Genomic DNA, 22,978 nt, shown 5'->3' with positions numbered 1-22,978 from the left:
TGCGAACTGTTCAAAATCGCACACCGGCCTCTGTAGGGGCAGCACCAGGTTCCACCGGGCACACAGGGAACAGATCAGACCGACCACAGAGGTAACACTTTTGTGGTCAGTCGATTTGAATCATGCATTGCCCGGACATCCTGCGCCGGTTTCTGCAGGGGCGACATTCATGCCGCCCTGGGTTTACACCAAATCCCAACCCCTTGCGCGCCACAGCGCTGGCAATTGCGCCATATCGTCAAAGCGCGTCACCAGCGGATGATCCAACTCCGGATTGTGCGCATCAGCGCAGTAGTAAAATACCGGAATGCCCGCCGCGATCCCCGCACGCGCACCAGCCTCTGAATCGTCCACCAGAATGCACTTCTCAATCGGCACCTGCATTTGCTCCGCCGCGTGATACATCAACTCGGGATCGGGCTTCCAGTGATTAATGTCATAACCGCTGTACAGCCGACCTTCGAGGTGTGGCAGCATGCCGGTTAAACCCAGCGAGTGCTGCATCTTCTTCACTGTCCCGTTCGAGACCACGCACATCGGCACTTTCACGCTTTCCACCAGCGCTTTGGCACCGGTAATCGGCTTCAGGTCGAGGTCAAACAGGCGGGCGACATCAGCGCGATAGGCGGTTTCGAATTCTTCGATGGGAACGTCGATTTGATGCTTCGCCAGTACATCCCGCACGATGTCATAGAGCTTAACCCCTTTGTACTGCTCAAACATCTGCTGCAAAGAGAGCTCAATACCGTATTGGGCAAAGGTGTTGACGTAAGATTGCGTACAGATCACTTCACTGTCGACCAGCGTACCGTCGCAATCGAAAAACACACATTCAACTGACATCGCACATCATCCTTTTATTAAACAACCAGCTGACACTCTAGCGCACTCAGCGCAGAAAGCGACTCCGGCAACCGTTTGCGAATAATCAGTGTTTTGCCCGGCTAAAATCTATAGGATACGCGGCGATAAATTTTTTTCCGGGACAGTTGAATGAACAATCAGGGCTTGTTGCAGCGCATCTTTAAGCTGCAGGAACACGGCACAACCGCGCGCACCGAAGTGATCGCCGGTTTCACGACTTTCCTGACGATGGTGTACATCGTCTTTGTAAACCCGCAAATTTTGGGCGCGGCAGGCATGGATACCCAGGCGGTGTTTGTCACCACCTGTTTGATAGCGGCCTTTGGCAGCATCCTGATGGGGCTGGTGGCGAACTTGCCGGTGGCACTGGCACCGGCGATGGGGCTGAACGCTTTCTTCGCGTTTGTGGTGGTTGGCGCCATGGGTTACTCATGGCAGGTTGGCATGGGGGCGATCTTCTGGGGGGCGCTCGGTCTGCTGATCCTCACGCTGCTGCGCGTACGTTACTGGATGATTGCCAACATCCCAATGAGCCTGCGCGTCGGCATCACCGCCGGTATCGGCCTGTTTATCGCTATGATGGGGCTGAAAAACGCCGGTATCATCGTGCCGAATGCCGACACCATTGTGACGGTCGGGAATCTGACCTCGCATAGCGTACTGCTGGGGGCGCTGGGCTTCTTCATTATCGCGATTCTGGCCTCACGCAATATCCACGCGGCGGTGCTGGTATCAATTGTGGTCACTACGGCGATTGGCTTAGCCATTGGCGATGTGAAATTCAGCGGTGTATTTGCCGCGCCGCCGGCAGTGACATCGGTGGTGGGTCAGGTCGATATTAAAGGGGCGTTCAACATCGGTATGGCGGGAGTGATCTTCTCCTTTATGCTGGTCAACCTGTTCGACTCTTCCGGCACGCTGATCGGTGTCACCGATAAGGCCGGACTGACCGATGAAAAGGGCACTTTCCCGCGCATGAAGCAGGCGCTGTATGTCGATAGCATCAGCTCGGTGACCGGTTCGCTAATCGGCACTTCTTCGGTGACGGCGTATATCGAAAGCTCTTCAGGTGTGGCGATTGGTGGCCGCACCGGTTTGATGGCGGTGATCACCGGCATTCTGTTCCTGCTGGTGATGTTCCTGTCGCCGCTGGCTGCGATGGTGCCGGCCTATGCGGCCGCTGGAGCGCTGATTTACGTTGGCGTATTGATGACGGCATCACTGTCACGCGTGCGCTGGGACGATCTTACCGAAGCGGTCCCGGCGTTTGTCACGGCGGCGATGATGCCTTTCAGCTTCTCGATCACCGAAGGTATCGCGCTGGGCTTCATCTCGTACTGTGTGATGAAGCTTGGCACAGGACGCTGGCGTGAAATCAGCCCGTGCGTGGTGATTGTTGCCCTGTTGTTTGTGCTAAAAATCGCGTTTATCGACGCGCACTAAAAATAACAGGCCGCGATTGCGGCCTGTTTTGTTAGAGATGTCCGATTTCTTGCGGTGTGGGAGTGAGGCTGGTCAGACGCAGCGAGCGCGGGCCAATATTCGGTTTGCTCATTTCAACGTCGCGCAATGGCTGCCATTGCTGCTGTGCATCAATCTCCCACAGGCATAAGCGCTCAGTGCCCGGAGAGAGCGCGCACGACCACACCAGAATCGGCTCGGCATCACATACCGCCTGAATATCCGGAAACACGCTGGAGCGCAGACGGCCGGCAGCAGGGTGCAACTGCAGCGAACCGGCACCGTTCTCACTTTCACCCGTTAATTTGAGGATGCTCTGGCGCAGCGTCCAGATTTGCGTCACCGCTTCCATGAAATCCTGCTGCGCGTTGATCCACGCCTTTTCACCGGATGAGAGATCCTGCGTGAGCGTGTCCTGCGTCTGACGGCTGTGGGCGCGGACAATCTCCATATCCAATCCCGCCCGCCCGCCTTCTTCCGCCAGCAGCACACCAACCATATTACCGGCGTAAGCAATACTAAAGTCAGGGAGGTTTGGATCGGCAAAGCAAGGACGTCCGCTGCTGGTGGTCACAAGCGGCGGGAGTTCACGAATGCCATAAACACGCAGCATGAGCTGAGCCAGCAATTCGCGTGCGGCAAGAAAACGGCTACGGCGCTTGTCAGGGAAGCGCTCGGCGCTGTTAATCACATCCTGTGGAACCCGCAACTGCTCTGAAGAGAGCGGCGAGTTACCCATCCAACGTACAAAATGACTAGCCATCTGTCGCTCCGTGAAAATGGTCAGATAATCATCAGGGCTATTGTAGGAATTTTCTCAGAGGTTTGCATCCGGCATAACATGGAATGACCAAAAATCAGATAAGACCGAAGCGGCGGCTAATCCCATCCGATGAATTTGCATATAACGCTTTTGCTGATTTTGCGCGGATAGGGTGCCGTAAAGTCTGAGGTAGTGTAGGATTTGGGCAACCAAAAGCACATCGAAGTGCGTGAACAATCCACCTCAAGATAATCGTGCCCATCGCAGCAGCATGCACGTCGGAGTTTTTTTATGTCAGTAACTTCACTTACTCGCCAGGAATCAATCTCACTTGATGAATTTCGTCATGGTATGCGCCGCCTGACCGCAGGCGTTTCTTTAGTGACCACCGAGTTTCAGGGCGAAAAGCTGGGTCTGATTGCGACCTCCGTTAGCTCACTGGCTGCCGAGCCGCCAAGCCTGCTGGTGTGTGTTAACCGTAGTGCATCCAGCCACGACGCATTTGTGAATGCTGGCCATTTCGCTGTGAACGTCTTGCGTGAACAGCATGACGATTTATGCGCGCAGTTCAGTCAGTCTGCACGTCGCGCAGAACGCTTCCAGAGCGGTGAGTGGCAAACGCTGAACACCGGTGCACCGGTGCTGGCTGATGCATTGGTGAGTTTTGACTGCCAGCTGGAGAAAGTGGTGGAGTGGAATACGCACAGCGTGCTGCTGGCGCGCATCGTTGGCATTTCACTGCCAGGTGAAGCGGCGGAGCCGATGGTGTACTTCAATAGCGGTTTTCACTCGCTGGGTTAATGTGAGTGACAGGCGTCGCGCAATGCCCGACGCCTGGAATCAATCAGGCAAATTTGCTGGCTTCATCAAAGCCAAGGCGCGGTAAACGCGCATGCAGTTTGCTGGCTTCACCGTAGCCAAGGTTAATCAGTAAATTCACCTGCCATTTGCTTTCGCTAAAGAAGGCTTCATTGACTTTTGATGGGTCAAAACCGGACATCGGGCCGGCATCCAGCCCCAGCGAACGGGCCGCCAGAATTAAATATCCTGCCTGCAGGCTGCTATTGCGGAAGGCCGTCTCTTTCGCCAGATCCGGGCTGCTGGTGAACCAGCTGCGTGCATCACCGTGCGGGAAGAGTTTGGGCAGCGCTTCATAGAACTCAGGATCCCACGCCACGATCACCGTTGCCGGTGCTGCCATGGTTTTGTCCACGTTGCCGGAGGAGAGTGCAGGTTTCAGCTTCTCTTTGCCTTCCTGCGAAGTGACAAACACGAACCGTCCCGGTGAACAGTTGGCTGAAGTCGGGCCGAGCGCGGTCAGGCTATAGAGTTGCTGCAGCACATCATGAGAAATCGGTTTGTCCTGCCAGTAGCTGTGGGTGCGAGCGTCATTGAACAGCGCGTTCAGCGCCACGCTGTCGAGCGGTGTACTCATGTTTCTCTCCTGTTCAGGCAGCAACTTGCGCCTAATGTTTAGCATGAATCGTGGGTGAGGCCGGTACGCTTTAGCACGGGCCAGCGATCGTTATACTGCAAAGGAGAGGGGGTGCCAAATAACAAAGATGCATGTTTTACATCTGTTAGGCTATGGGGTTAAGCGAGCAGAGCGTGCTTTGAGTCCATCAAGAATAGTCGTTTGAATTTCTGTCGGAAAATCGTCAGGCAATTGAGACGTCACGCGCGCAATAACCTCATCTAGGCTTTATAGCAGATAAAGTCAGTCTTACCCGCTATAACAGGTAAGGTTGTTTTTACCTGCTATAGCGTGTGAAGAGAAAAAATGTAGATGGGTTTATTTACCAATACAGAAGCTGGAGAAAATCCTGCCGAGCAGATCGTCGGAGGTGAACTCACCGGTGATCTCGCTAAGTGCCTGCTGCGCCAGACGCAGCTCTTCCGCCAGCAGTTCACCCGCCCATGCACCCAGCAGCTGGTCTTTACCCTGCTGTAAGTGAGTGGCTGCTAACTCCAATGCCTGCAGATGGCGGCGGCGTGCCAGGAAGCCACCTTCCATATTGCCAGAGAAGCCCATGCTCTGTTTCAGATGGTCGCGCAGTGCATCCACGCCTTCCCCCGTCCGCGCAGAGAGGCGAATCAGTGAGTGGTCATTCACTTCTGTCAGACCCAGCACTTCGCCGGTCATATCGGCTTTGTTACGCACCACGGTAATCGGCAGTTGTGCCGGTAAACGTGCGACAAAATCAGGCCAGATTGCGGCCGCTTCTGTGGCGTCGGTGGTGGTGCCATCCACCATAAACAGCACGCGATCGGCTTGCTCGATTTCCTGCCAGGCGCGTTCAATTCCAATGCGCTCAACTTCATCACTGGCTTCACGCAGCCCCGCAGTATCGATGATGTGCAGCGGCATGCCGTCGATATGAATATGCTCACGCAGCACGTCACGCGTGGTGCCAGCGATATCGGTGACAATCGCGGCTTCACGACCGGCGAGGGCATTCAGCAAGCTGGATTTACCGGCATTAGGACGACCAGCAATCACCACTTTCATTCCTTCACGCAGCAGGCTGCCCTGACGCGCTTCGGCACGCACGTTATCAAGGTCGCCGATCACCGCATTTAGCTGACCTTCGATTTTGCCGTCAGACAGAAAATCGATCTCCTCATCCGGGAAGTCGATAGCGGCCTCCACGTAGATGCGCAGGTGAGTGAGTGCTTCCACAAGGGTATTGATGCGCAGTGAAAACGCGCCCTGCAGTGAGTTCACGGCGGAACGCGCGGCCTGCTCTGAACTGGCGTCTATCAGGTCGGCGATCGCTTCCGCCTGCGCCAGATCGAGTTTGTCGTTAAGGAACGCACGTTCGGAGAATTCACCCGGCTGAGCGATGCGTACACCCGACAGCGCCACGATGCGTTTCAGCAGCAGATCCAGAATTACCGGGCCGCCGTGACCCTGCAGCTCCAGTACATCTTCGCCAGTGAAAGAGTTGGGGCCAGGAAACCACAGCGCAATCCCCTGATCCAGCACGCTGCCATCCGCATCGTTGAACGGCAAATAGTCGGCATAGCGCGGTTTCGGCAATTTGCCGAGCACGGCTTGCGCGACGTCAGCGGCTTTGGCGCCGGAAATACGCAGAATGCCGACGCCGCCACGGCCGGGAGGTGTCGCCTGGGCAACGATGGTATCGCTGTGGCTCATGATTCTCTCTCTTACCCGTCATACTTCAAGCCGCAGCGGCGTTGGCTGCGCTCATTCAACTCAGTCACTGACTTGAGTAAGCTCCTGAGGATTCTTTCGCTTGCCACGGGATTGGGCCATTGGCCTCACCCTGCGGGCCAGCGCAAGCGCTGTTCAAAAGCGCCTCACGACGCTTTTGTGCTGCAGCTCGAATTATTTAGGGTACAAATTTTGAAAAAAAACAGGGCGACATAAATGCCGCCCCTTGAGTATACGCTGCTGCTGTTGCAGTCAGACGTTACGCTTTCTTCTTGTCGCGGCTGTGCAGACCACGTTTTTCCAGCCCGCGATAAATCAGCTGCTGCTGGAGGATGGTCACCAGGTTACTGACGATGTAGTACAGCACCAGACCCGCAGGGAACCACAGGAAGAACACGGTAAAGATAACCGGCATATAAGTCATGATCTTCTGCTGCATCGGATCGGTCACGGTGGTCGGTGACATCTTCTGAATGAAGAACATGGTGATACCCATGATAACCGGCAGAATGTAGTACGGATCCTGCGCGGACAGGTCATGAATCCACAGAATGAACGGTGCATGACGCAGTTCAATCGAACCTGACAGCATGTAGTACAAGGCCAGGAAGATTGGCATCTGGATAACCAGAGGTAAGCAGCCGCCCAGCGGGTTCACTTTCTCTGCCTTGTACAGCGCCATCATTTCCTGGCTCTGCTTCTGCTTGTCATCGCCCAGACGCTCACGCATGGCCTGAATCTTCGGCTGCAGCATGCGCATCTTCGCCATGGAGGTGTACTGCGCTTTGGTCAGCGGGTACATGATGCCACGAACGATGAAGGTGATAACGATAATCGAGAAGCCCCAGTTACCGATAAAGCTGTGCAGGAACTTCAGCAGCTTAAACAGTGGCTGAGAGATGAACCACAACCAACCGTAATCTACGGTCAGATCCAGGTGAGGCGCGATAGCCGCCATTTTGTCCTGGATTTCCGGCCCCAACCACAGGGTTGCGCCCAGGTCTTGCTGTGCGCCGGCTGCCACGGTCACCGGTGAAGATTTATAACCGATTGCCGCAACGCCGTTACCAAGGTTGCTGGTGTACAGGGTGTTGTTACCCTGAGTACGCGGCACCCAGGCGGTAGCGAAGTACTGCTGCAGCATCGCCACCCAACCATTGCTGGTGGTCGCGTTCAGGTTCTCGTTATCCGCGATGGTATCGAATTTGTATTTTTCGTATTTCGCTTCGCTGGTCGAGTACGCTGCGCCACGGAAGGTGTGCAGGGCAAAGTTATTGCTGCCGGTATCACGGTGCTTCGGCAGATCAATGGTCTGCTTCAGCTGACCGAACATCGACACTTCCAGCGGCTGCTGCGAGGCGTTATTGATGTTGTAGTCAACGTTAACCGCGAAGTCGCCACGCTTGAACACGAAGGTTTTGGTATAAACCACACCTTTTTCATCGGTCCAGGTCAGTGGTACACGCAGCTCGGTCTGGCCATCGGCCATCTCGAAGTGATCCTGAGTGGTGGTGAACAGCGGACGAGCGCCATTGTTCGGGTTATCCGGGCCATTACGACCGGTTAAGCCACTCTGCGCCTGATAAACGAAGGCAGGGGTGGTTTCCAGCAACTGGAACGGTGCGTCTGAACCCAGTTTGTCTGGGTAAGTCAGCAGCTGTGCCTGCTCAATATCGCCACCGCGAGTATTGATGCTGAGTGACAGGACATCAGTCTTAACGGTGATCGTTTGGCCCTGACCGCTAGCCGGCACGCCGGAAGAGGCGGCATCACCCGCTGCGCTGCTTGTGTTCTGCGTGGTCTGAGTCTGCTGTGGCTGCGGAGCGTGGTCCGTCTGCCAGGCTTGCCAGATCATAAAAGACACGAACAGAAAAGCGATGAGAAAGAGATTGCGTTGCGAATCCATCGTTAATGTTCTCTGGTATCAAAGGTTTTTGGCGGCACAGGATCGTCACCACCCGGGTTCAAAGGGTGGCATTTTAATACGCGTTTTATCGTCAACCAACTACCTTTTACGACGCCGAAACGACGTAATGCCTCAATCCCATACTGCGAGCAGGTGGGATGGAACCGACAATGAGGTCCAAGTAGTGGGCTGATGGCGCGTTGATAAACGCGTATCAGGGCGATCAGGAGCCGCGAGCCAGGCGACAGTGACGACGCCATAATTTCTCCAACGCTTCCGTTAACGCACGGTTATCGAGGTCAGCAATCCCCTTTTTCGCCACGATGACAAAATCCATCGCAGGCAGCTCGTGTTGGCGCAGACGAAAGCTTTCGCGGGTCAATCGCTTGATCCGGTTGCGTTCATGGGCGCGTTTCACATGCTTTTTGGCGACGGTAAGACCGATGCGGGGATGCCCCAGCGAGTTAAGGCGGCCGAGGATGGTGATTTGCGGCGTACCGGCTCTTTGTGGCTGCTGGAAGACGAAAGTGAAATGAGTGGGAGTTAACAAACGTAACTCCCTGGGAAATGCGAGCTTAACCACGAGGGTTAGCTTTATTACTTAGAAACGGTCAAACGAGCACGGCCTTTAGCACGACGACGTGCCAGAACCTGACGACCATTTTTTGTTGCCATACGAGCACGGAAACCGTGTGAACGGTTGCGCTTCAGTACGGACGGTTGAAAAGTGCGTTTCATGGCGATTTCTACCTAAACTTGAAAATTTTCACTGGGTGACGCGTTTTCGGGCCAGTAAATCGACCTACGCCTCAATGTGTCTTTAATAAAGAGGCGGGATTGTAATAATTGTACAGTCCAGAGTCAATTTACTTCGCAGTTCGCGGCACCTGGAAACCAGATACAGCCCGCTGATTCCGGGCATCAAGGCTTCACGCAATAATGCCGGGTGGGGAATTATACGGGCTATAGGGTAAAGCGCAAGGATCGCGCAGGATCTTCTTGCGATCAATTTGCAGATTTATTGCGCGGAAACGAGAGGCGACCAGAAAAATTACCTATTTCAGCAAGATCCCCGCTCGCTTTTTCCACAGAAAGCGTAAACTCATTAGCGCTTCACTAGCCTGTGGATAAATTGGATCAAAACTGTGTAGAAAGGGAAGATCTCTGTGCCGCTTTGCGCTATGATCCGCCCTTCCGCTGACGATCCTCACTGCGATCGCCGGGGATGACTACCGCGGATAGCGGTCGCAGGCGCTTTCTGATCGCCTGTGTCAAAAAAGACAGTTTCTATTATTAGCGCCTGAAATTCTTATCGATTTTGTACGAGTGGAGTCCGCCGTGTCACTTACGCTTTGGCAACAGTGTCTTGCCCGTTTGCAGGATGAGCTTCCTGCCACCGAATTCAGCATGTGGATTCGTCCGCTGCAAGCTGAATTAAACGACAATACGCTGACCTTGTATGCACCAAATCGGTTTGTACTCGACTGGGTTCGGGATAAATATCTCAATAGTATTAATGGGCTGCTGAATGAATTCTGCGGTCCGAATGTGCCTTTGCTGCGTTTTGAAGTAGGCACGCGCCCGGCTGCGCAGGTTGCAGCCAGCCAGCCTGCCATGGCGGCTTACAGCACCCCTGCTCCTGTTGAAAACCGTCCTGCTCCGGCACAAATCTTGCGTCCAAGCTGGGACTCAGTGCCCGCTCCGGCGGATGTCACCTACCGCTCAAATGTGAATAACCGCCATAACTTCGATAACTTCGTTGAAGGTAAATCTAACCAGCTGGCGCGCGCGGCGGCACGTCAGGTGGCGGATAATCCTGGTGGTGCTTACAACCCGCTCTTCCTTTATGGCGGAACCGGTTTAGGTAAAACTCACCTGTTACATGCGGTGGGAAATGGCATTATTGCGCGCAAGCCGAATGCCAAAGTGGTTTACATGCACTCCGAACGTTTTGTGCAGGACATGGTAAAAGCGCTGCAGAACAACGCCATTGAAGAATTTAAGCGTTATTACCGCTCCGTCGATGCACTGTTGATCGATGACATTCAGTTCTTTGCCAATAAAGAGCGCTCGCAGGAAGAGTTTTTCCATACCTTTAACGCCCTGCTGGAAGGCAATCAGCAGATCATTTTGACCTCGGATCGCTATCCAAAAGAGATCAATGGTGTTGAAGATCGCCTGAAGTCGCGCTTTGGCTGGGGATTAACCGTCGCGATCGAGCCGCCTGAGCTGGAAACGCGTGTGGCGATCCTGATGAAGAAAGCGGATGAGAACGATATTCGTCTGCCGGGCGAAGTCGCCTTCTTTATTGCCAAGCGTCTGCGCTCCAATGTGCGTGAGCTGGAAGGGGCGCTGAACCGCGTCATCGCCAATGCCAACTTTACCGGCCGCGCGATCACCATCGATTTCGTGCGCGAAGCGCTGCGCGATTTGCTGGCGCTGCAGGAAAAGCTGGTCACCATCGATAACATCCAGAAAACGGTGGCCGAATACTACAAGATCAAAGTCGCGGATTTACTGTCGAAGCGCCGTTCGCGCTCGGTGGCACGTCCGCGTCAGATGGCAATGGCAATGGCGAAAGAGTTGACCAACCATAGCCTGCCGGAAATTGGCGATGCGTTTGGTGGCCGCGATCATACCACCGTGCTCCATGCCTGCCGTAAAATTGAGCAGTTGCGTGAAGAGAGCCACGACATCAAAGAAGATTTCTCTAACCTCATTCGAACATTATCTTCCTGACGCATATGAAATTTATTGTAGAACGTGAGCAGTTGCTGAAACCACTGCAACAGGTTAGCGGCCCGCTTGGTGGACGTCCGACCTTACCGATCCTCGGAAATTTACTGTTGCAGGTGAGTGAAGGCGTACTGCGTCTGACCGGCACCGATTTGGAAATGGAGATGGTGGCCCGCGTTGCATTAACGCAGCCCCACGAGCCCGGTGCGACCACCGTGCCCGCGCGTAAATTCCTCGATATCTGTCGCGGTTTGCCAGAGGGCGCGGAAATTAGCCTGACGCTGGAAGGTGACAGAATGCTGGTGCGTTCTGGCCGCAGCCGTTTTTCCTTATCGACGCTGCCCGCCACTGACTTCCCTAATCTGGATGACTGGCAGAGCGAGGTGGAGTTCACCTTGCCACAGGCCACGCTGAAACGTCTGATTGAAGCGACCCAGTTCTCGATGGCGCATCAGGATGTGCGTTACTACCTCAACGGCATGCTGTTTGAGACCGAAGGTGAAGAGTTGCGCACCGTCGCCACCGATGGTCACCGTCTGGCGGTATGCTCCATGCCGATTGGCCAGGCGTTGCCTAACCATTCGGTGATCGTGCCACGTAAAGGTGTGATTGAATTAGTCCGTTTGCTTGATGGCGGCGAGACTCCGCTGCAGGTACAGATCGGCAGCAGCAACATTCGCGCCCACGTTGGTGACTTTATCTTTACCTCTAAGCTGGTTGATGGCCGTTTCCCGGATTATCGCCGTGTATTGCCGAAAAACCCGGACAAAGCGCTGGAAGCGGGATGCGATCTGCTGAAACAGGCGTTTGCCCGTGCAGCGATTCTCTCCAATGAGAAATTCCGCGGTGTTCGCATCTATATCACCGAGAATCAGCTCAAGATCACCGCCAATAACCCTGAACAGGAAGAGGCGGAAGAGATGCTGGATGTGTCGTACAGCGGCACTGAACTGGAGATTGGCTTTAACGTGAGTTACGTGCTGGATGTGCTGAATGCGCTGAAGTGCGAAAACGTGCGGTTGCTGCTGACCGATTCGGTTTCGAGTGTGCAGATTGAAGACGTTGCCAGCCCAGCGGCGGCATACGTCGTCATGCCCATGCGCTTGTGATCTTATAGCGGGCTAACTTACTCGCTATTTTGCCCCCGGGCAGTGCTCGTCCCTGGTCACATACTTCAGTATGCTCCCAGGGCCTGCGCGCTGGCCGTGAGCAAACTAGCTTCGCCGTTAACGCCCTCAATTGCAGGGTTAGGTGAAAACCACTTCTTAATGCGCAGCTGGATTCGTTCATGGCTTTAACCCGCCTCCTGATTAAAGATTTCCGCAACATCGAGCAGGCCGATCTCACGCTGGCACCAGGCTTTAATTTCCTCGTCGGTGCTAACGGCAGCGGTAAAACCAGCGTGCTGGAGGCTATCTACACCCTCGGACATGGCCGCGCATTTCGCAGTTTGCAGGCTGGACGCGTCATTCGTCACGATCAGGATGCGTTTGTCCTGCACGGACGAATTGAAGGCAGTGAGCGCGAATTGGCCGTGGGGCTGACCAAAAATCGCGCCGGTGATAGCAAAGTGCGCATCGACGGCAGTGACGGTCATAAAGTGGCGGAGTTGGCGCAGTTGCTGCCGATGCAGTTGATCACGCCGGAAGGGTTTACTTTGCTCAATGGCGGCCCCAAATATCGTAGAGCTTATATTGATTGGGGCTGTTTCCACTCCGCACCCGGTTTCTTCAATGCCTGGAATAATCTACGGCGTCTGATGAAACAGCGTAACGCCGCGCTGAGACAAGTTTCGCGTTACAGCCAAATTCGCCCGTGGGATCAGGAACTGGTGCCGCTGGCCGAACAGATTAGCCAGTGGCGCGCCGAGTACAGTGCGGCGATCTCGAAAGAGATCATCGCTACCTGCAGTCAGTTTTTACCAGAGTTTGAGTTGTCGTTTTCGTTTCAGCGCGGCTGGGATAAAGAGAGCGACTTTGCCGAACTGCTGGAACGTAATTTCGAGCGCGATCGCGCGCTCACCTATACCGCCAGCGGCCCGCACAAAGCGGATTTTCGCATTCGTGCGGAAGGCACGCCGGTGGAAGATTTACTCTCACGCGGTCAATTAAAGCTGCTGATGTGTGCACTGCGTTTAGCGCAGGGTGAATATCTGACGCGCAGCAGCGGACGTCGCTGTTTGTACCTGATTGATGACTTTGCCTCGGAGCTGGACGATTCGCGTCGTCGGTTGCTTGCCGAGCGCCTGAAAGCCACGCAGGCTCAGGTATTTGTCAGCGCCATTGGTGTCGAACATGTAATCGACATGAGTGACGAAAAGGGCAAGATGTTCCGCGTGGAACAGGGTAAAATAGCGGTTCAACCTGAAGATTAAATGAGCGAGAAACGTTGATGTCGAATTCTTATGACTCCTCAAGTATCAAAGTCCTTAAAGGGCTTGATGCGGTACGCAAACGCCCGGGTATGTATATCGGTGATACCGATGACGGCACCGGTCTGCATCACATGGTATTCGAGGTCGTGGATAACGCAATCGACGAAGCGCTCGCGGGTCACTGTAGTGACATCGTCGTCACCATCCATGCGGACAATTCTGTGTCTGTTCAGGATGATGGCCGTGGTATTCCGACCGGCATTCACCCGGAAGAGGGTGTGTCTGCGGCAGAAGTGATCATGACCGTGCTGCACGCCGGCGGTAAATTCGACGATAACTCGTATAAAGTGTCCGGTGGTCTGCACGGCGTGGGCGTGTCAGTGGTTAACGCCCTGTCGCAGAAGCTGGAGCTGACTATTCGTCGCGAAGGCAAAGTCCACCAGCAGATTTATCAGCACGGCGTGCCGCAGGCACCGCTGGCGGTATCCGGTGAAACCGAAGCCACCGGTACGCGCGTCCGTTTCTGGCCGAGCTACGAAACCTTCACCAACGTGATCGAATTCGAATACGACATCCTGGCAAAACGCCTGCGTGAATTGTCGTTCCTGAACTCAGGCGTCTCTATCCGTCTGGAAGACAAGCGTGACGGCAAGAGCGACCACTTCCACTACGAAGGCGGTATCAAGGCGTTTGTTGAGTACCTCAACAAGAACAAAACCCCGATTCACCCAACCGTGTTCTATTTCTCTAACGAGAAAGACGGCATTGGTGTGGAAGTGGCGCTGCAGTGGAACGATGGTTTCCAGGAAAACATCTACTGCTTCACCAACAACATTCCACAGCGTGATGGCGGTACGCACCTTGCGGGCTTCCGTGCGGCAATGACGCGTACGCTGAACGCTTACATGGACAAAGAAGGCTACAGCAAAAAAGCCAAAGTCAGCGCCACCGGTGATGATGCGCGTGAAGGCCTGATTGCTGTCGTCTCGGTGAAAGTACCGGATCCGAAGTTCTCCTCACAGACCAAAGACAAGCTGGTCTCTTCTGAGGTGAAATCTGCGGTTGAGCAGCAGATGAACGAACTGCTGAGCGAATACCTGCTGGAAAACCCGTCAGACGCGAAAATCGTGGTTGGCAAAATCATCGATGCCGCGCGTGCACGTGAAGCGGCACGCCGCGCCCGTGAAATGACTCGCCGTAAAGGCGCGCTGGATTTGGCCGGTCTGCCGGGCAAGCTGGCGGATTGCCAGGAACGTGACCCTGCACTGTCTGAAATCTACTTAGTGGAAGGGGACTCAGCGGGCGGCTCTGCCAAGCAGGGACGTAACCGTAAGAACCAGGCGATCCTGCCGTTGAAAGGTAAAATCCTCAACGTAGAGAAAGCGCGTTTCGACAAGATGCTCTCTTCTCAGGAAGTGGCGACACTGATCACCGCACTTGGTTGTGGTATCGGACGCGACGAATACAACCCGGACAAACTGCGTTATCACAGCATCATCATCATGACCGATGCCGACGTCGACGGCTCGCACATCCGTACGCTGCTGTTGACCTTCTTCTATCGTCAGATGCCGGAAATCGTCGAGCGTGGTCATGTTTATATTGCACAGCCGCCACTGTACAAAGTGAAGAAAGGCAAACAAGAACAGTACATTAAAGATGACGAAGCGATGGATCAGTACCAGATCGCTATCGCGCTTGATGGTGCAACGCTGCACACCAACGCCAGTGCTCCGGCGCTCGGCGGCCAGCCGCTGGAAAATCTGGTGGGCGATTTCAACAGCACCCAGCGCATGATCAAGCGTATGGAACGTCGCTTCCCAACGGCAATGCTGCGTGGCCTGATCTACCATCCAACCCTCAGCGATCTCAGCAATGAAGCCGCAGTTAAAGGCTGGATTGAAGGTTTAGTCGCATACCTGACCGAGCGCGAAGCGCACGGCAGCAGCTATATGGCGCACGTACGCACCAACAGCGAACTGAACGTGTTCGAACCGGTATTGCGTGTGCGTACGCACGGCGTTGATACCGACTATCCGATGGACAGCGAGTTCATTGATGGACCGGAATACCGTAAAATCTGTGGTCTGGGCGAGCAACTGCGCGGTCTGATTGAAGAAGATGCGTTTATCGAACGTGGCGATCGCCGTCAGCCAGTGACCAGCTTTGAGCAGGCAATTGAGTGGCTGGTGAAAGAGTCACGCCGTGGTCTGTCAGTCCAGCGCTATAAAGGTCTGGGCGAAATGAACCCAGAGCAGCTGTGGGAAACCACCATGGATCCAGATAGCCGCCGCATGCTGCGCGTCACCATCAAAGACGCCATCGCGGCTGACCAGCTGTTCACCACGCTGATGGGCGATGCGGTTGAACCGCGCCGCGCCTTCATCGAAGAGAACGCGCTGAAAGCCGCTAACATCGATATCTGATGTGAACAAAAAAACCCTTCCATACCTGGAAGGGTTTTTTTTAGCTGTTTAAACCCGAATCGTCCTGCCTACGGATCCGTCCGGCATTTCAATCAACAAGCTGAGTTTTCCACCCATCGCCTCAATATAACGTTTAATAGTAATCAGGCGCTGATCGGCTCCCGCTTGTTCAATCTGTGTGATACGAGGTTGCTTCACCCCCATCGCTTCAGCCACTGTTTTTTGTGACAGCTCCAACTCCTCGCGCAATAGCTGCAATCCGGTTTCCAGGATCAGCTCATCAGCCATTTGCTGAATGTCAGCACGTTCAGAGGCAGAAAAGGCGTCATTCAAAAAGTCTTTAAGGTCAGTCATTTGCTTTACCCTCCAGATCAGCCAGGTGGCAGGAAAAAATTTCATCGGCAGATTCAATCATGCGCTGATAAAAATGCTTATCACCCGTTTTATCTCCAGCACACAACACGATAGCTTTACGCTGAATATCGAACGCATAAAACGCGCGAATAGGGTGACCCGCATATTGCACCCTGAGCTCTTTCATATTGTGAAAGCGCGATCCGCTCACCGTGTCAGCGTAGGGGCGGGGGAGCAATGGGCCATAATGCTGAAGGTTTAATAATGCTGCCGCGACGCGTTTTCTTAAGCCGCTATCTTGCTGGAGCAACCACTCCTCAAACGGTTCGGTTAATTGGACCTGCCACATTACGCAATCTCCATATAAGTGATTGCTTATACAAATTTATAAGCAATAGCTTATATAGTCAAGTCGCCTCCCGATTGTAAAAGGTCTAAGTGCTGACGTGGAAGCGACAACACAAACTAACCTCCCCCTCCGTTGCCGATTAACTGGTCAATGTGAGCTGAATCGCGCTAGCATTAAACAAACTCTGACTTAACCGAGGATGTTATGGCGATAAAATTGATTGCGATCGATATGGACGGCACGCTGCTTAACCCGCAGCACGAAGTGACGGCGGCGGTGAAATCGGCCATTGGTCGTGCACGCGATAAAGGTGTCTCTATCGTGCTGGCGACTGGCCGTCCATTTGTGGGTGTCGAGCGCTACCTGATGGAACTGGATATGCAGCAGCCCGGCCAGTATTGCATCAGTAACAATGGTGCGCTGGTGCACAGCGCGGACAGCGGCGACGTGGTGGCTGAACAGACGCTCAGTTTTGATGACTATCTCTACCTTGAGCAGCTGGCGCGCGACCTCGGTGTGCATTTCCAGGCGTTCGACAAATCTTTCCTCTACACGCCAAATAAAGACATCAGCGAATACACCATCCATGAAGCCAGCCTGACCGGCATTCCGGTACGCTACCGCGCGGTGGAAGAGATGGACCCGGCCACACGCTTCCCGAAACTGATGATGATCGACAAGCCACATTTGCTGGATAAAGCGATTGCTGGCCTGCCTGCGCGTGCGCGTGACAGCTACACCATCCTGAAAAGTGCACCGTACTACCTCGAAATTCTCAATCCACTGGTCAATAAAGGCTACGGCGTGAAAATGCTGGCGGACAAACTCGGCCTGCATCAGTCGGAAGTGATGGCGATTGGCGATCAGGAAAACGACCTGGCGATGATTGAGTACGCGGGAACTGGCGTCGCGATGGGTAATGCCATTGATTCAGTCAAAAACATTGCGCAATTCGTGACCAAAACCAATATGGAAGATGGCGTCGCGCATGCCATTGAAGAGCTGGTGCTGTAATCCATTCTTTTGCGGGCAGCGCGCAGCTGTCCGCCTCTCTGAACTCATCCTGCAAATGCCCATCGGTCACCATCAATGCCGACACAACGAATGATCGTTCCGGTTTACGTGTATGCATACTCCACAAATGATGAACCAGCGAACGGTCAGTCCAGTTTCCGCACAGTACGCATTGCTACACCATGAATGATCACCCAACGAGCGAGCTTCTCAGTTTCTGCCGAGTACGCACTGATCCTTTATAGGCAAGGCCCCAACCCATGCGCAGCTCGATTGCGTCGGAGCTCAATTATGCGCCCATGGATTGTCTATTATGTGATCCAGATTGTAGTACAACCAATATTTTTAGTACTACAATCGGCATCGCAGATTAAGGTGTCAGTTGGGTTTCACCACACGAAAGCAGTAATCTGATGGGCTACCGTCTTTCACTGAATGGAACATCATGACGCAAGAACAATTAAGCAAAACCGAGCGCATCATCCTGACGCTGGGTGAAGAAATTGTAGCAGGGAAGTATGTGCCGGGCGCTGCGTTGCCAGCCGAAGCCGAGTTGTGTGAACGGTTTGGCACCTCGCGCAACATCATCCGCGAAGTATTTCGCTCGCTGATGGCAAAGCGGTTGATGGAGATGAAGCGTTACCGTGGCGCCTTTGTGACGCCGCGCAATCAGTGGAATTACCTCGACAGCGATGTCCTGCAATGGGCACTGGCGCACGATCAAGATCCCAGACTGATTGCCGCCATGAGTGAAGTGCGCGTGCTGGTGGAGCCGCAGATTGCGCGCTGGTCGGCGGAACGCGCGACCTCCAACGATTTGGCGGCGATTGAGCAGGCTTATAACGACATGGTTGCTCATCATCTCGATCGGGAAGCATTCAATGAGGCGGATATCCGCTACCACGAAGCGGTGCTAGCTTCGGTGCACAATCCGGTATTGCAGCAGCTTAACGTGGCGATCAGCCAGTTACAGAAAGCGGTGTTTGCGAAAACCTACATGGCGGATTCCGGCAACATGCCGCGCACCTTAGCCGAACACAAAGCGCTATTTGATGCTATCCGACACCAGGATGGCGATGCGGCGGAGCAGGCGGCGAAAGCGATGATCGCCAGCTCCACTGCCCGACTCAAGGAGATTATGTGACCAGCTATATCGCGATTGATTGGGGCTCAACTAATCTGCGTGCCTGGCATTATCAGCAGGGCAACTGCGTTGATGAGCGCCGGTCAGAAGCGGGCGTCACGCGTCTTGGCGGACGCACGCCCGCGGAGGTATTTGCCAGTGTGACAGATGGCTGGCCAGTGAATGACGTGCCGGTGGTGATGGCGGGCATGGTCGGTAGCAATGCAGGCTGGCTTGCAGTGCCTTATCTGGCCTGTCCGGTGGCGTTGGACCAACTCAGCAGCCGCCTGACCCGCGTTGAAGACAAAGCATGGGTCGTGCCGGGATTGAGTGTCGAACGTGCTGACAACTACAACGTGATGCGCGGTGAAGAAACGCAATTGCTAGGCGCCTTAGCGCTGCAACCCGCCACGCAGTATGTGATGCCTGGCACGCATGCCAAATGGGTGCAGGTGGAGCAGCAGTGTGTGCAGGACTTTCGCACGGTGATGACGGGTGAACTGCATCATCTGCTGCTGAAACAGTCGCTGATTGGTGCGGGTTTACCCGAGCAGGAAGAGAATCCGGCCGCTTTCCGTGAGGGCTTAGCGGTCGGCAGCCACGACGCATCGATCCTTTCCCGGCTGTTCGAAGTGCGTGCTTCTCATGTATTGGGCGCACGCGATCGCCGCCATATCAGCGATTTCCTATCCGGCCTGCTGATTGGTCATGAAGTGGCGTTGATGGCGCAACACGCGGATCGCAGCCAACCGATCATCATTATTGCTGGAAATGCGCTGGCGCAGCGTTATCAGCAGGCGCTGCAATTTATCGGCATGGATTCAGTTACCCTGGAAGGCGACCGCGCGTTCCAGCATGGAATAAGGAGTATTGCATATGACCTGGCACACTAAATTGCCATTGATCGCCATCCTGCGTGGCATCACGCCAGACGAGGCCGAAGCGCACGTGGGTGCCCTGATTGAAGCGGGTTTCGATGCCATCGAGATCCCGCTGAATTCACCGGAATGGGCCAAAAGCATCGGCGCGATGGTGCAGACTTTCGGCGATAAAGCGTTGATCGGTGCGGGCACCGTGTTGCATCCGGCGCAGGTCGATGAGCTGGCCACGCTTAACAGTAAGCTGGTAGTGACGCCGAATACCGATGCGGCCGTGATCCGTCAGGCCGTGGCGCAAGGGATGATTGTTGCTGCAGGTTGCGCCACTGCTACCGAAGCCTTCACCGCACTGCAGGCGGGTGCCCAGGCGCTGAAAATCTTCCCATCGTCGGCGTTTGGTCCGGGCTACATCAAGGCTTTGAAAGCGGTGCTGCCGCCGGAAGTGCCGGTGTTTGCGGTGGGCGGCGTGACGCCAGAAAACCTGCATGAATTTTTGGCCGCAGGCTGCATTGGCGCAGGTTTGGGCAGCGATCTCTATCGCGCCGGCCAGCCGCTGTCGCGCACTGTGGAAAAAGCTCGCGCATTTATTGCTGCTTATAAGGATGCTGTACGATGAAAATTACCAAACTGACCACTTATCGCCTGCCGCCGCGCTGGATGTTCCTGAAAATCGAAACCGATGAAGGCATCGTTGGCTGGGGCGAACCGGTGATTGAAGGGCGCGCACGCAGCGTCGAAGCGGCCGTGCATGAGCTGTCGGAATATCTGATTGGTCAGGACCCGGCACGCATCAACGATTTGTGGCAGGTGATGTATCGCGGTGGATTCTATCGCGGCGGTCCGATTTTGATGAGCGCCATCGCCGGTATCGACCAGGCATTGTGGGATATCAAAGGCAAAGCGCTGGGTGTGCCAGTGTATCAGTTGCTTGGTGGTCTGGTGCGTGACAGCATCAAGGCGTATAGCTGGGTAGGCGGCGATCGCCCGGAAGAAGTCGTCGATGGCATCAAGAAACTGCGCAAGATTGGCTTCGACACCTTCAAGCTGAATGGCTGCGAAGAGATGGGCATTATCGACAACTCGCGCAAAGTGGATGCAGCGGTGAATACCGTGGCACAGATTCGCGAAGCCTTTGGCAAAGAGATTGAGTTCGGTCTCGATTTCCACGGCCGCGTCAGTGCGCCAATGGCGAAAGTGCTGATCAAAGAGCTGGAGCCGTATCGTCCGCTGTTTATTGAAGAACCGGTGCTGGCGGAACAGGCGGAATATTATCCGCGCCTGGCGGCGCAAACCCATATTCCGATTGCCGCAGGCGAACGTATGTTCTCGCGCTTCGAGTTCAAGCGTGTGCTGGAAGCGGGTGGCCTGGCGATTCTGCAACCGGATCTGTCGCATGCGGGCGGTATCACCGAATGCTACAAAATTGCCGCGATGGCAGAGTCTTACGATGTGGCGCTGGCACCACACTGCCCGCTCGGCCCCATCGCGCTGGCTGCCTGCCTGCACGTCGATTTCGTGTCACGCAACGCGGTGTTCCAGGAGCAGAGCATGGGCATTCACTATAATCAGGGTGCTGAACTGCTGGATTACGTCATCAATAAAGATGATTTCAAAATGGATGATGGTCACTTCTATCCACTGAATAAACCGGGTCTCGGTGTGGAAATTAACGAAGAGCTGGTGATTGAAAGAAGTAAAAATGCACCGGACTGGCGCAATCCATTATGGCGTTTCCCAGACGGATCGGTCGCTGAGTGGTAATACCCGTCATAATTTAAGCTACAGATGCGTTGGCTGTGCTTACTCACCTTAAGTAAGCTGCTGGGAATATATTCCCTTGCCACCTTTCTGCACGTCGAATTATTTAGGGTATAAGAATTTATAACATCTTTTAGATAAAGATATGCCGGTGAAATAAGGCATAGGGCCTCGCTCAGCCTTATCCCGGCAGATGACATTTACCGCCTGTGCGGTTTTACCTTCACTATCCTTACCCTGCATTTGTAGCGGCGGGCATCGTCACGCCTGAACTACAAATATGATTACGGAGACACACCATGGATCTCTCTGCTGTTCAGGCCAAACCAACCCGGCGCCGTTATATTACGCTGCTGATGATTTTTATTACGGTGGTGATTTGCTATGTCGACCGCGCTAATTTAGCGGTGGCCTCTGCGCATATTCAGGAAGAGTTCGGCATCAGTAAAGCGGAGATGGGATATGTCTTCTCTGCCTTTGCCTGGTTATATACGCTGTGCCAGATCCCCGGCGGCTGGTTCCTCGATCGCGTCGGTTCCCGCCTGACCTATTTTATTGCCATCTTCGGCTGGTCGGTCGCCACGTTATTCCAGGGTTTTGCCAGCGGATTATTATCGCTGATTGGCTTGCGTGCCATTACCGGCATCTTTGAAGCGCCCGCGTTCCCGACCAACAATCGCCTGGTCACCAGCTGGTTCCCGGAGCAGGAGCGCGCCTCTGCCGTGGGCTTTTATACCTCCGGTCAGTTTGTCGGTCTCGCCTTTCTTACACCGTTGCTGATCTGGATTCAGGAACTGTTGAGCTGGCACTGGGTGTTCATCATCACAGGCGCTATCGGCATCATCTGGTCGCTGGTGTGGATCAAGTTCTATCAAGCCCCAAGCCAGAGCAAAGGCATCAACCAGGCGGAACTGGACTATATCCGTGAAGGGGGGGCGATGGTGGACGGCGATGCACCCGCGGCGAAAAAAACGCGCACCAAACTCACCGCTGCCGACTGGAAGCTGGTGTTCCATCGCAAACTGTGCGGCGTGTATCTTGGCCAGTTCGCGGTGACATCTACGCTGTGGTTCTTCCTGACCTGGTTCCCGAACTATCTGACGCAGGAAAAACACATCTCTGCGCTCACGGCCGGTTTTATGACGACCGTGCCGTTCCTGGCCGCCTTCTTTGGTGTGATTCTTTCTGGCATCGTGGCCGATCGTCTGGTGCGCAGCGGGCGTTCCCTTGGTTTTGCGCGTAAAACGCCGATTATCTGCGGATTGCTGATCTCTACCTGCATCATGGGGGCTAACTACACCAACGATCCGGTGTGGATCATGACGCTGATGGCCATCGCGTTCTTCGGCAACGGCTTCGCCTCTATTACCTGGTCGCTGGTGTCGTCGCTGGCGCCGGTTCGCCTGATTGGTTTGACCGGTGGGATGTTCAACTTTATCGGTGGATTAGGTGGCATCACGGTGCCGCTGGTAGTGGGCTACCTGGCGCAGGACTACGGCTTTGCCCCGGCGCTTGTGTATATCTCTGCCGTGGCGTTGGTCGGTGCGCTGTCGTACATCCTGCTGGTCGGGGATGTGAAGCGCGTAGGGTGATCGATAACGCGCGATAAAACCTGCCGCTACGGACATACATGATGCGTAGCGGCATCATTTATGGCGCGTCTGCCCGCGTTTAGTCGCGCAATCCGTTAGTGCTTTATTCTGCAATCTGTCACTCATTTCTAACGCATCGATGCGTATTGCATCGCGCCAACCGCTCGCAAATTATTGCGCCACGCCTGCTGCACCTCACCCGATA

General features: G+C 54.5%; 22 protein-coding genes. 12 read left to right on the top strand and 10 right to left on the bottom strand.

Annotation, left to right across the window (positions count from 1 at the left end):
• Nucleotides 1-183 precede the first annotated feature (183 nt).
• A complete protein-coding gene (yieH, locus tag LH22_RS02255) occupies nt 184-843 on the bottom strand; it encodes a 6-phosphogluconate phosphatase (protein ID WP_038643960.1) in 660 nt (219 codons plus the stop codon).
• A gap of 150 nt (nt 844-993) precedes the next feature.
• On the opposite strand from yieH, the gene LH22_RS02250 reads away from it, so the two are divergent.
• Nucleotides 994-2,307, top strand: coding sequence for an NCS2 family permease (locus tag LH22_RS02250; RefSeq protein ID WP_038643959.1), 1,314 nt, complete (start codon nt 994-996; stop codon nt 2,305-2,307).
• A gap of 31 nt (nt 2,308-2,338) precedes the next feature.
• Here the strand turns inward: LH22_RS02250 and LH22_RS02245 are convergent, their stop codons facing one another.
• Nucleotides 2,339-3,088: a 4'-phosphopantetheinyl transferase family protein gene (locus LH22_RS02245; RefSeq protein WP_038643957.1), complete on the bottom strand. Its 750-nt coding sequence runs from the start codon at nt 3,086-3,088 to the stop codon at nt 2,339-2,341.
• Nucleotides 3,089-3,379: 291 nt separating this feature from the next.
• On the opposite strand from LH22_RS02245, the gene LH22_RS02240 reads away from it, so the two are divergent.
• On the top strand, nt 3,380-3,889 hold the full coding sequence (locus LH22_RS02240) for a flavin reductase family protein (protein ID WP_034830017.1): 510 nt from the start codon (nt 3,380-3,382) through the stop codon (nt 3,887-3,889).
• A gap of 43 nt (nt 3,890-3,932) precedes the next feature.
• Here the strand turns inward: LH22_RS02240 and LH22_RS02235 are convergent, their stop codons facing one another.
• The 6 genes from LH22_RS02235 to rpmH all read right to left on the bottom strand — a co-directional run bounded on the left by LH22_RS02235 (nt 3,933) and on the right by rpmH (nt 8,907).
• Complete coding sequence (locus tag LH22_RS02235) at nt 3,933-4,523, bottom strand: malonic semialdehyde reductase (RefSeq protein WP_038643955.1); 591 nt, start codon at nt 4,521-4,523, stop codon at nt 3,933-3,935.
• A gap of 357 nt (nt 4,524-4,880) precedes the next feature.
• The gene (mnmE, locus tag LH22_RS02230; protein WP_038643954.1) at nt 4,881-6,245 is read right to left on the bottom strand and encodes a tRNA uridine-5-carboxymethylaminomethyl(34) synthesis GTPase MnmE; all 1,365 of its coding nucleotides are present in this window, start codon (nt 6,243-6,245) and stop codon (nt 4,881-4,883) included.
• A gap of 277 nt (nt 6,246-6,522) precedes the next feature.
• Nucleotides 6,523-8,169, bottom strand: coding sequence for a membrane protein insertase YidC (gene yidC / locus LH22_RS02225; protein WP_038643953.1), 1,647 nt, complete (start codon nt 8,167-8,169; stop codon nt 6,523-6,525).
• 2 nt (nt 8,170-8,171) lie between these two features.
• Entirely contained in the window at nt 8,172-8,429 is a 258-nt protein-coding gene (gene yidD / locus LH22_RS19990) for a membrane protein insertion efficiency factor YidD (protein ID WP_007893564.1), read from the bottom strand.
• Nucleotides 8,393-8,752 carry a ribonuclease P protein component gene (rnpA, locus tag LH22_RS02220; RefSeq protein WP_034830013.1) on the bottom strand — a complete coding sequence of 120 codons (360 nt, stop codon included), beginning with the start codon at nt 8,750-8,752 and terminating at the stop codon, nt 8,393-8,395. Before rnpA ends, yidD begins: the two co-directional genes overlap by 37 nt.
• A gap of 14 nt (nt 8,753-8,766) precedes the next feature.
• Nucleotides 8,767-8,907, bottom strand: coding sequence for a 50S ribosomal protein L34 (gene rpmH / locus LH22_RS19985; protein WP_000831330.1), 141 nt, complete (start codon nt 8,905-8,907; stop codon nt 8,767-8,769).
• 600 nt (nt 8,908-9,507) lie between these two features.
• Between rpmH and dnaA the strand changes: the two genes are divergently transcribed.
• The 4 genes from dnaA to gyrB all read left to right on the top strand — a co-directional run bounded on the left by dnaA (nt 9,508) and on the right by gyrB (nt 15,705).
• Nucleotides 9,508-10,908 (top strand): chromosomal replication initiator protein DnaA, encoded by a 1,401-nt coding sequence (gene dnaA, locus LH22_RS02215; RefSeq protein WP_034830012.1) that lies wholly within the window; start codon nt 9,508-9,510, stop codon nt 10,906-10,908.
• A 5-nt stretch (nt 10,909-10,913) separates the two neighbouring features.
• On the top strand, nt 10,914-12,014 hold the full coding sequence (dnaN, locus tag LH22_RS02210) for a DNA polymerase III subunit beta (RefSeq protein ID WP_034830010.1): 1,101 nt from the start codon (nt 10,914-10,916) through the stop codon (nt 12,012-12,014).
• A 179-nt stretch (nt 12,015-12,193) separates the two neighbouring features.
• On the top strand, nt 12,194-13,279 hold the full coding sequence (gene recF / locus LH22_RS02205; RefSeq protein WP_034830004.1) for a DNA replication/repair protein RecF: 1,086 nt from the start codon (nt 12,194-12,196) through the stop codon (nt 13,277-13,279).
• Nucleotides 13,280-13,296: 17 nt separating this feature from the next.
• Complete coding sequence (gene gyrB, locus LH22_RS02200; protein ID WP_038643951.1) at nt 13,297-15,705, top strand: DNA topoisomerase (ATP-hydrolyzing) subunit B; 2,409 nt, start codon at nt 13,297-13,299, stop codon at nt 15,703-15,705.
• Between the two features lie 48 nt (nt 15,706-15,753).
• Here gyrB and LH22_RS02195 read toward each other — a convergent pair whose 3' ends face one another.
• Nucleotides 15,754-16,059 carry a helix-turn-helix domain-containing protein gene (locus LH22_RS02195; RefSeq protein WP_038643950.1) on the bottom strand — a complete coding sequence of 102 codons (306 nt, stop codon included), beginning with the start codon at nt 16,057-16,059 and terminating at the stop codon, nt 15,754-15,756.
• Nucleotides 16,052-16,408 (bottom strand): type II toxin-antitoxin system RelE/ParE family toxin, encoded by a 357-nt coding sequence (locus LH22_RS02190; protein ID WP_038643949.1) that lies wholly within the window; start codon nt 16,406-16,408, stop codon nt 16,052-16,054. Before LH22_RS02190 ends, LH22_RS02195 begins: the two co-directional genes overlap by 8 nt.
• 204 nt (nt 16,409-16,612) lie before the next feature.
• Here LH22_RS02190 and yidA point away from each other — a divergent pair, with 204 nt between their 5' ends.
• The 6 genes from yidA (at nt 16,613) to LH22_RS02160 (ending at nt 22,773) form a co-directional block, all read left to right on the top strand.
• Nucleotides 16,613-17,422: a sugar-phosphatase gene (gene yidA / locus LH22_RS02185; RefSeq protein ID WP_038643948.1), complete on the top strand. Its 810-nt coding sequence runs from the start codon at nt 16,613-16,615 to the stop codon at nt 17,420-17,422.
• A gap of 445 nt (nt 17,423-17,867) precedes the next feature.
• Complete coding sequence (locus LH22_RS02180; protein ID WP_034829999.1) at nt 17,868-18,566, top strand: FadR/GntR family transcriptional regulator; 699 nt, start codon at nt 17,868-17,870, stop codon at nt 18,564-18,566.
• A complete protein-coding gene (locus LH22_RS02175) occupies nt 18,563-19,438 on the top strand; it encodes a 2-dehydro-3-deoxygalactonokinase (protein WP_038643946.1) in 876 nt (291 codons plus the stop codon). The genes LH22_RS02180 and LH22_RS02175 overlap by 4 nt, the downstream gene beginning before the upstream one ends.
• The gene (locus LH22_RS02170) at nt 19,422-20,039 is read left to right on the top strand and encodes a 2-dehydro-3-deoxy-6-phosphogalactonate aldolase (protein WP_038643945.1); all 618 of its coding nucleotides are present in this window, start codon (nt 19,422-19,424) and stop codon (nt 20,037-20,039) included. Before LH22_RS02175 ends, LH22_RS02170 begins: the two co-directional genes overlap by 17 nt.
• Nucleotides 20,036-21,184, top strand: coding sequence for a galactonate dehydratase (gene dgoD / locus LH22_RS02165; RefSeq protein WP_038643943.1), 1,149 nt, complete (start codon nt 20,036-20,038; stop codon nt 21,182-21,184). The genes LH22_RS02170 and dgoD overlap by 4 nt, the downstream gene beginning before the upstream one ends.
• A 296-nt stretch (nt 21,185-21,480) precedes the next feature.
• The gene (locus LH22_RS02160) at nt 21,481-22,773 is read left to right on the top strand and encodes an MFS transporter (RefSeq protein WP_038643942.1); all 1,293 of its coding nucleotides are present in this window, start codon (nt 21,481-21,483) and stop codon (nt 22,771-22,773) included.
• The last annotated feature ends 205 nt before the right edge of the window (nt 22,774-22,978 follow it).

The organism is Pantoea rwandensis, assembly GCF_000759475.1.
Lineage (GTDB): Bacteria > Pseudomonadota > Gammaproteobacteria > Enterobacterales > Enterobacteriaceae > Pantoea > Pantoea rwandensis_B.
Note: the sequence above shows the minus strand (reverse complement) of the source record. Positions and strands in the feature narration are given on the sequence as shown.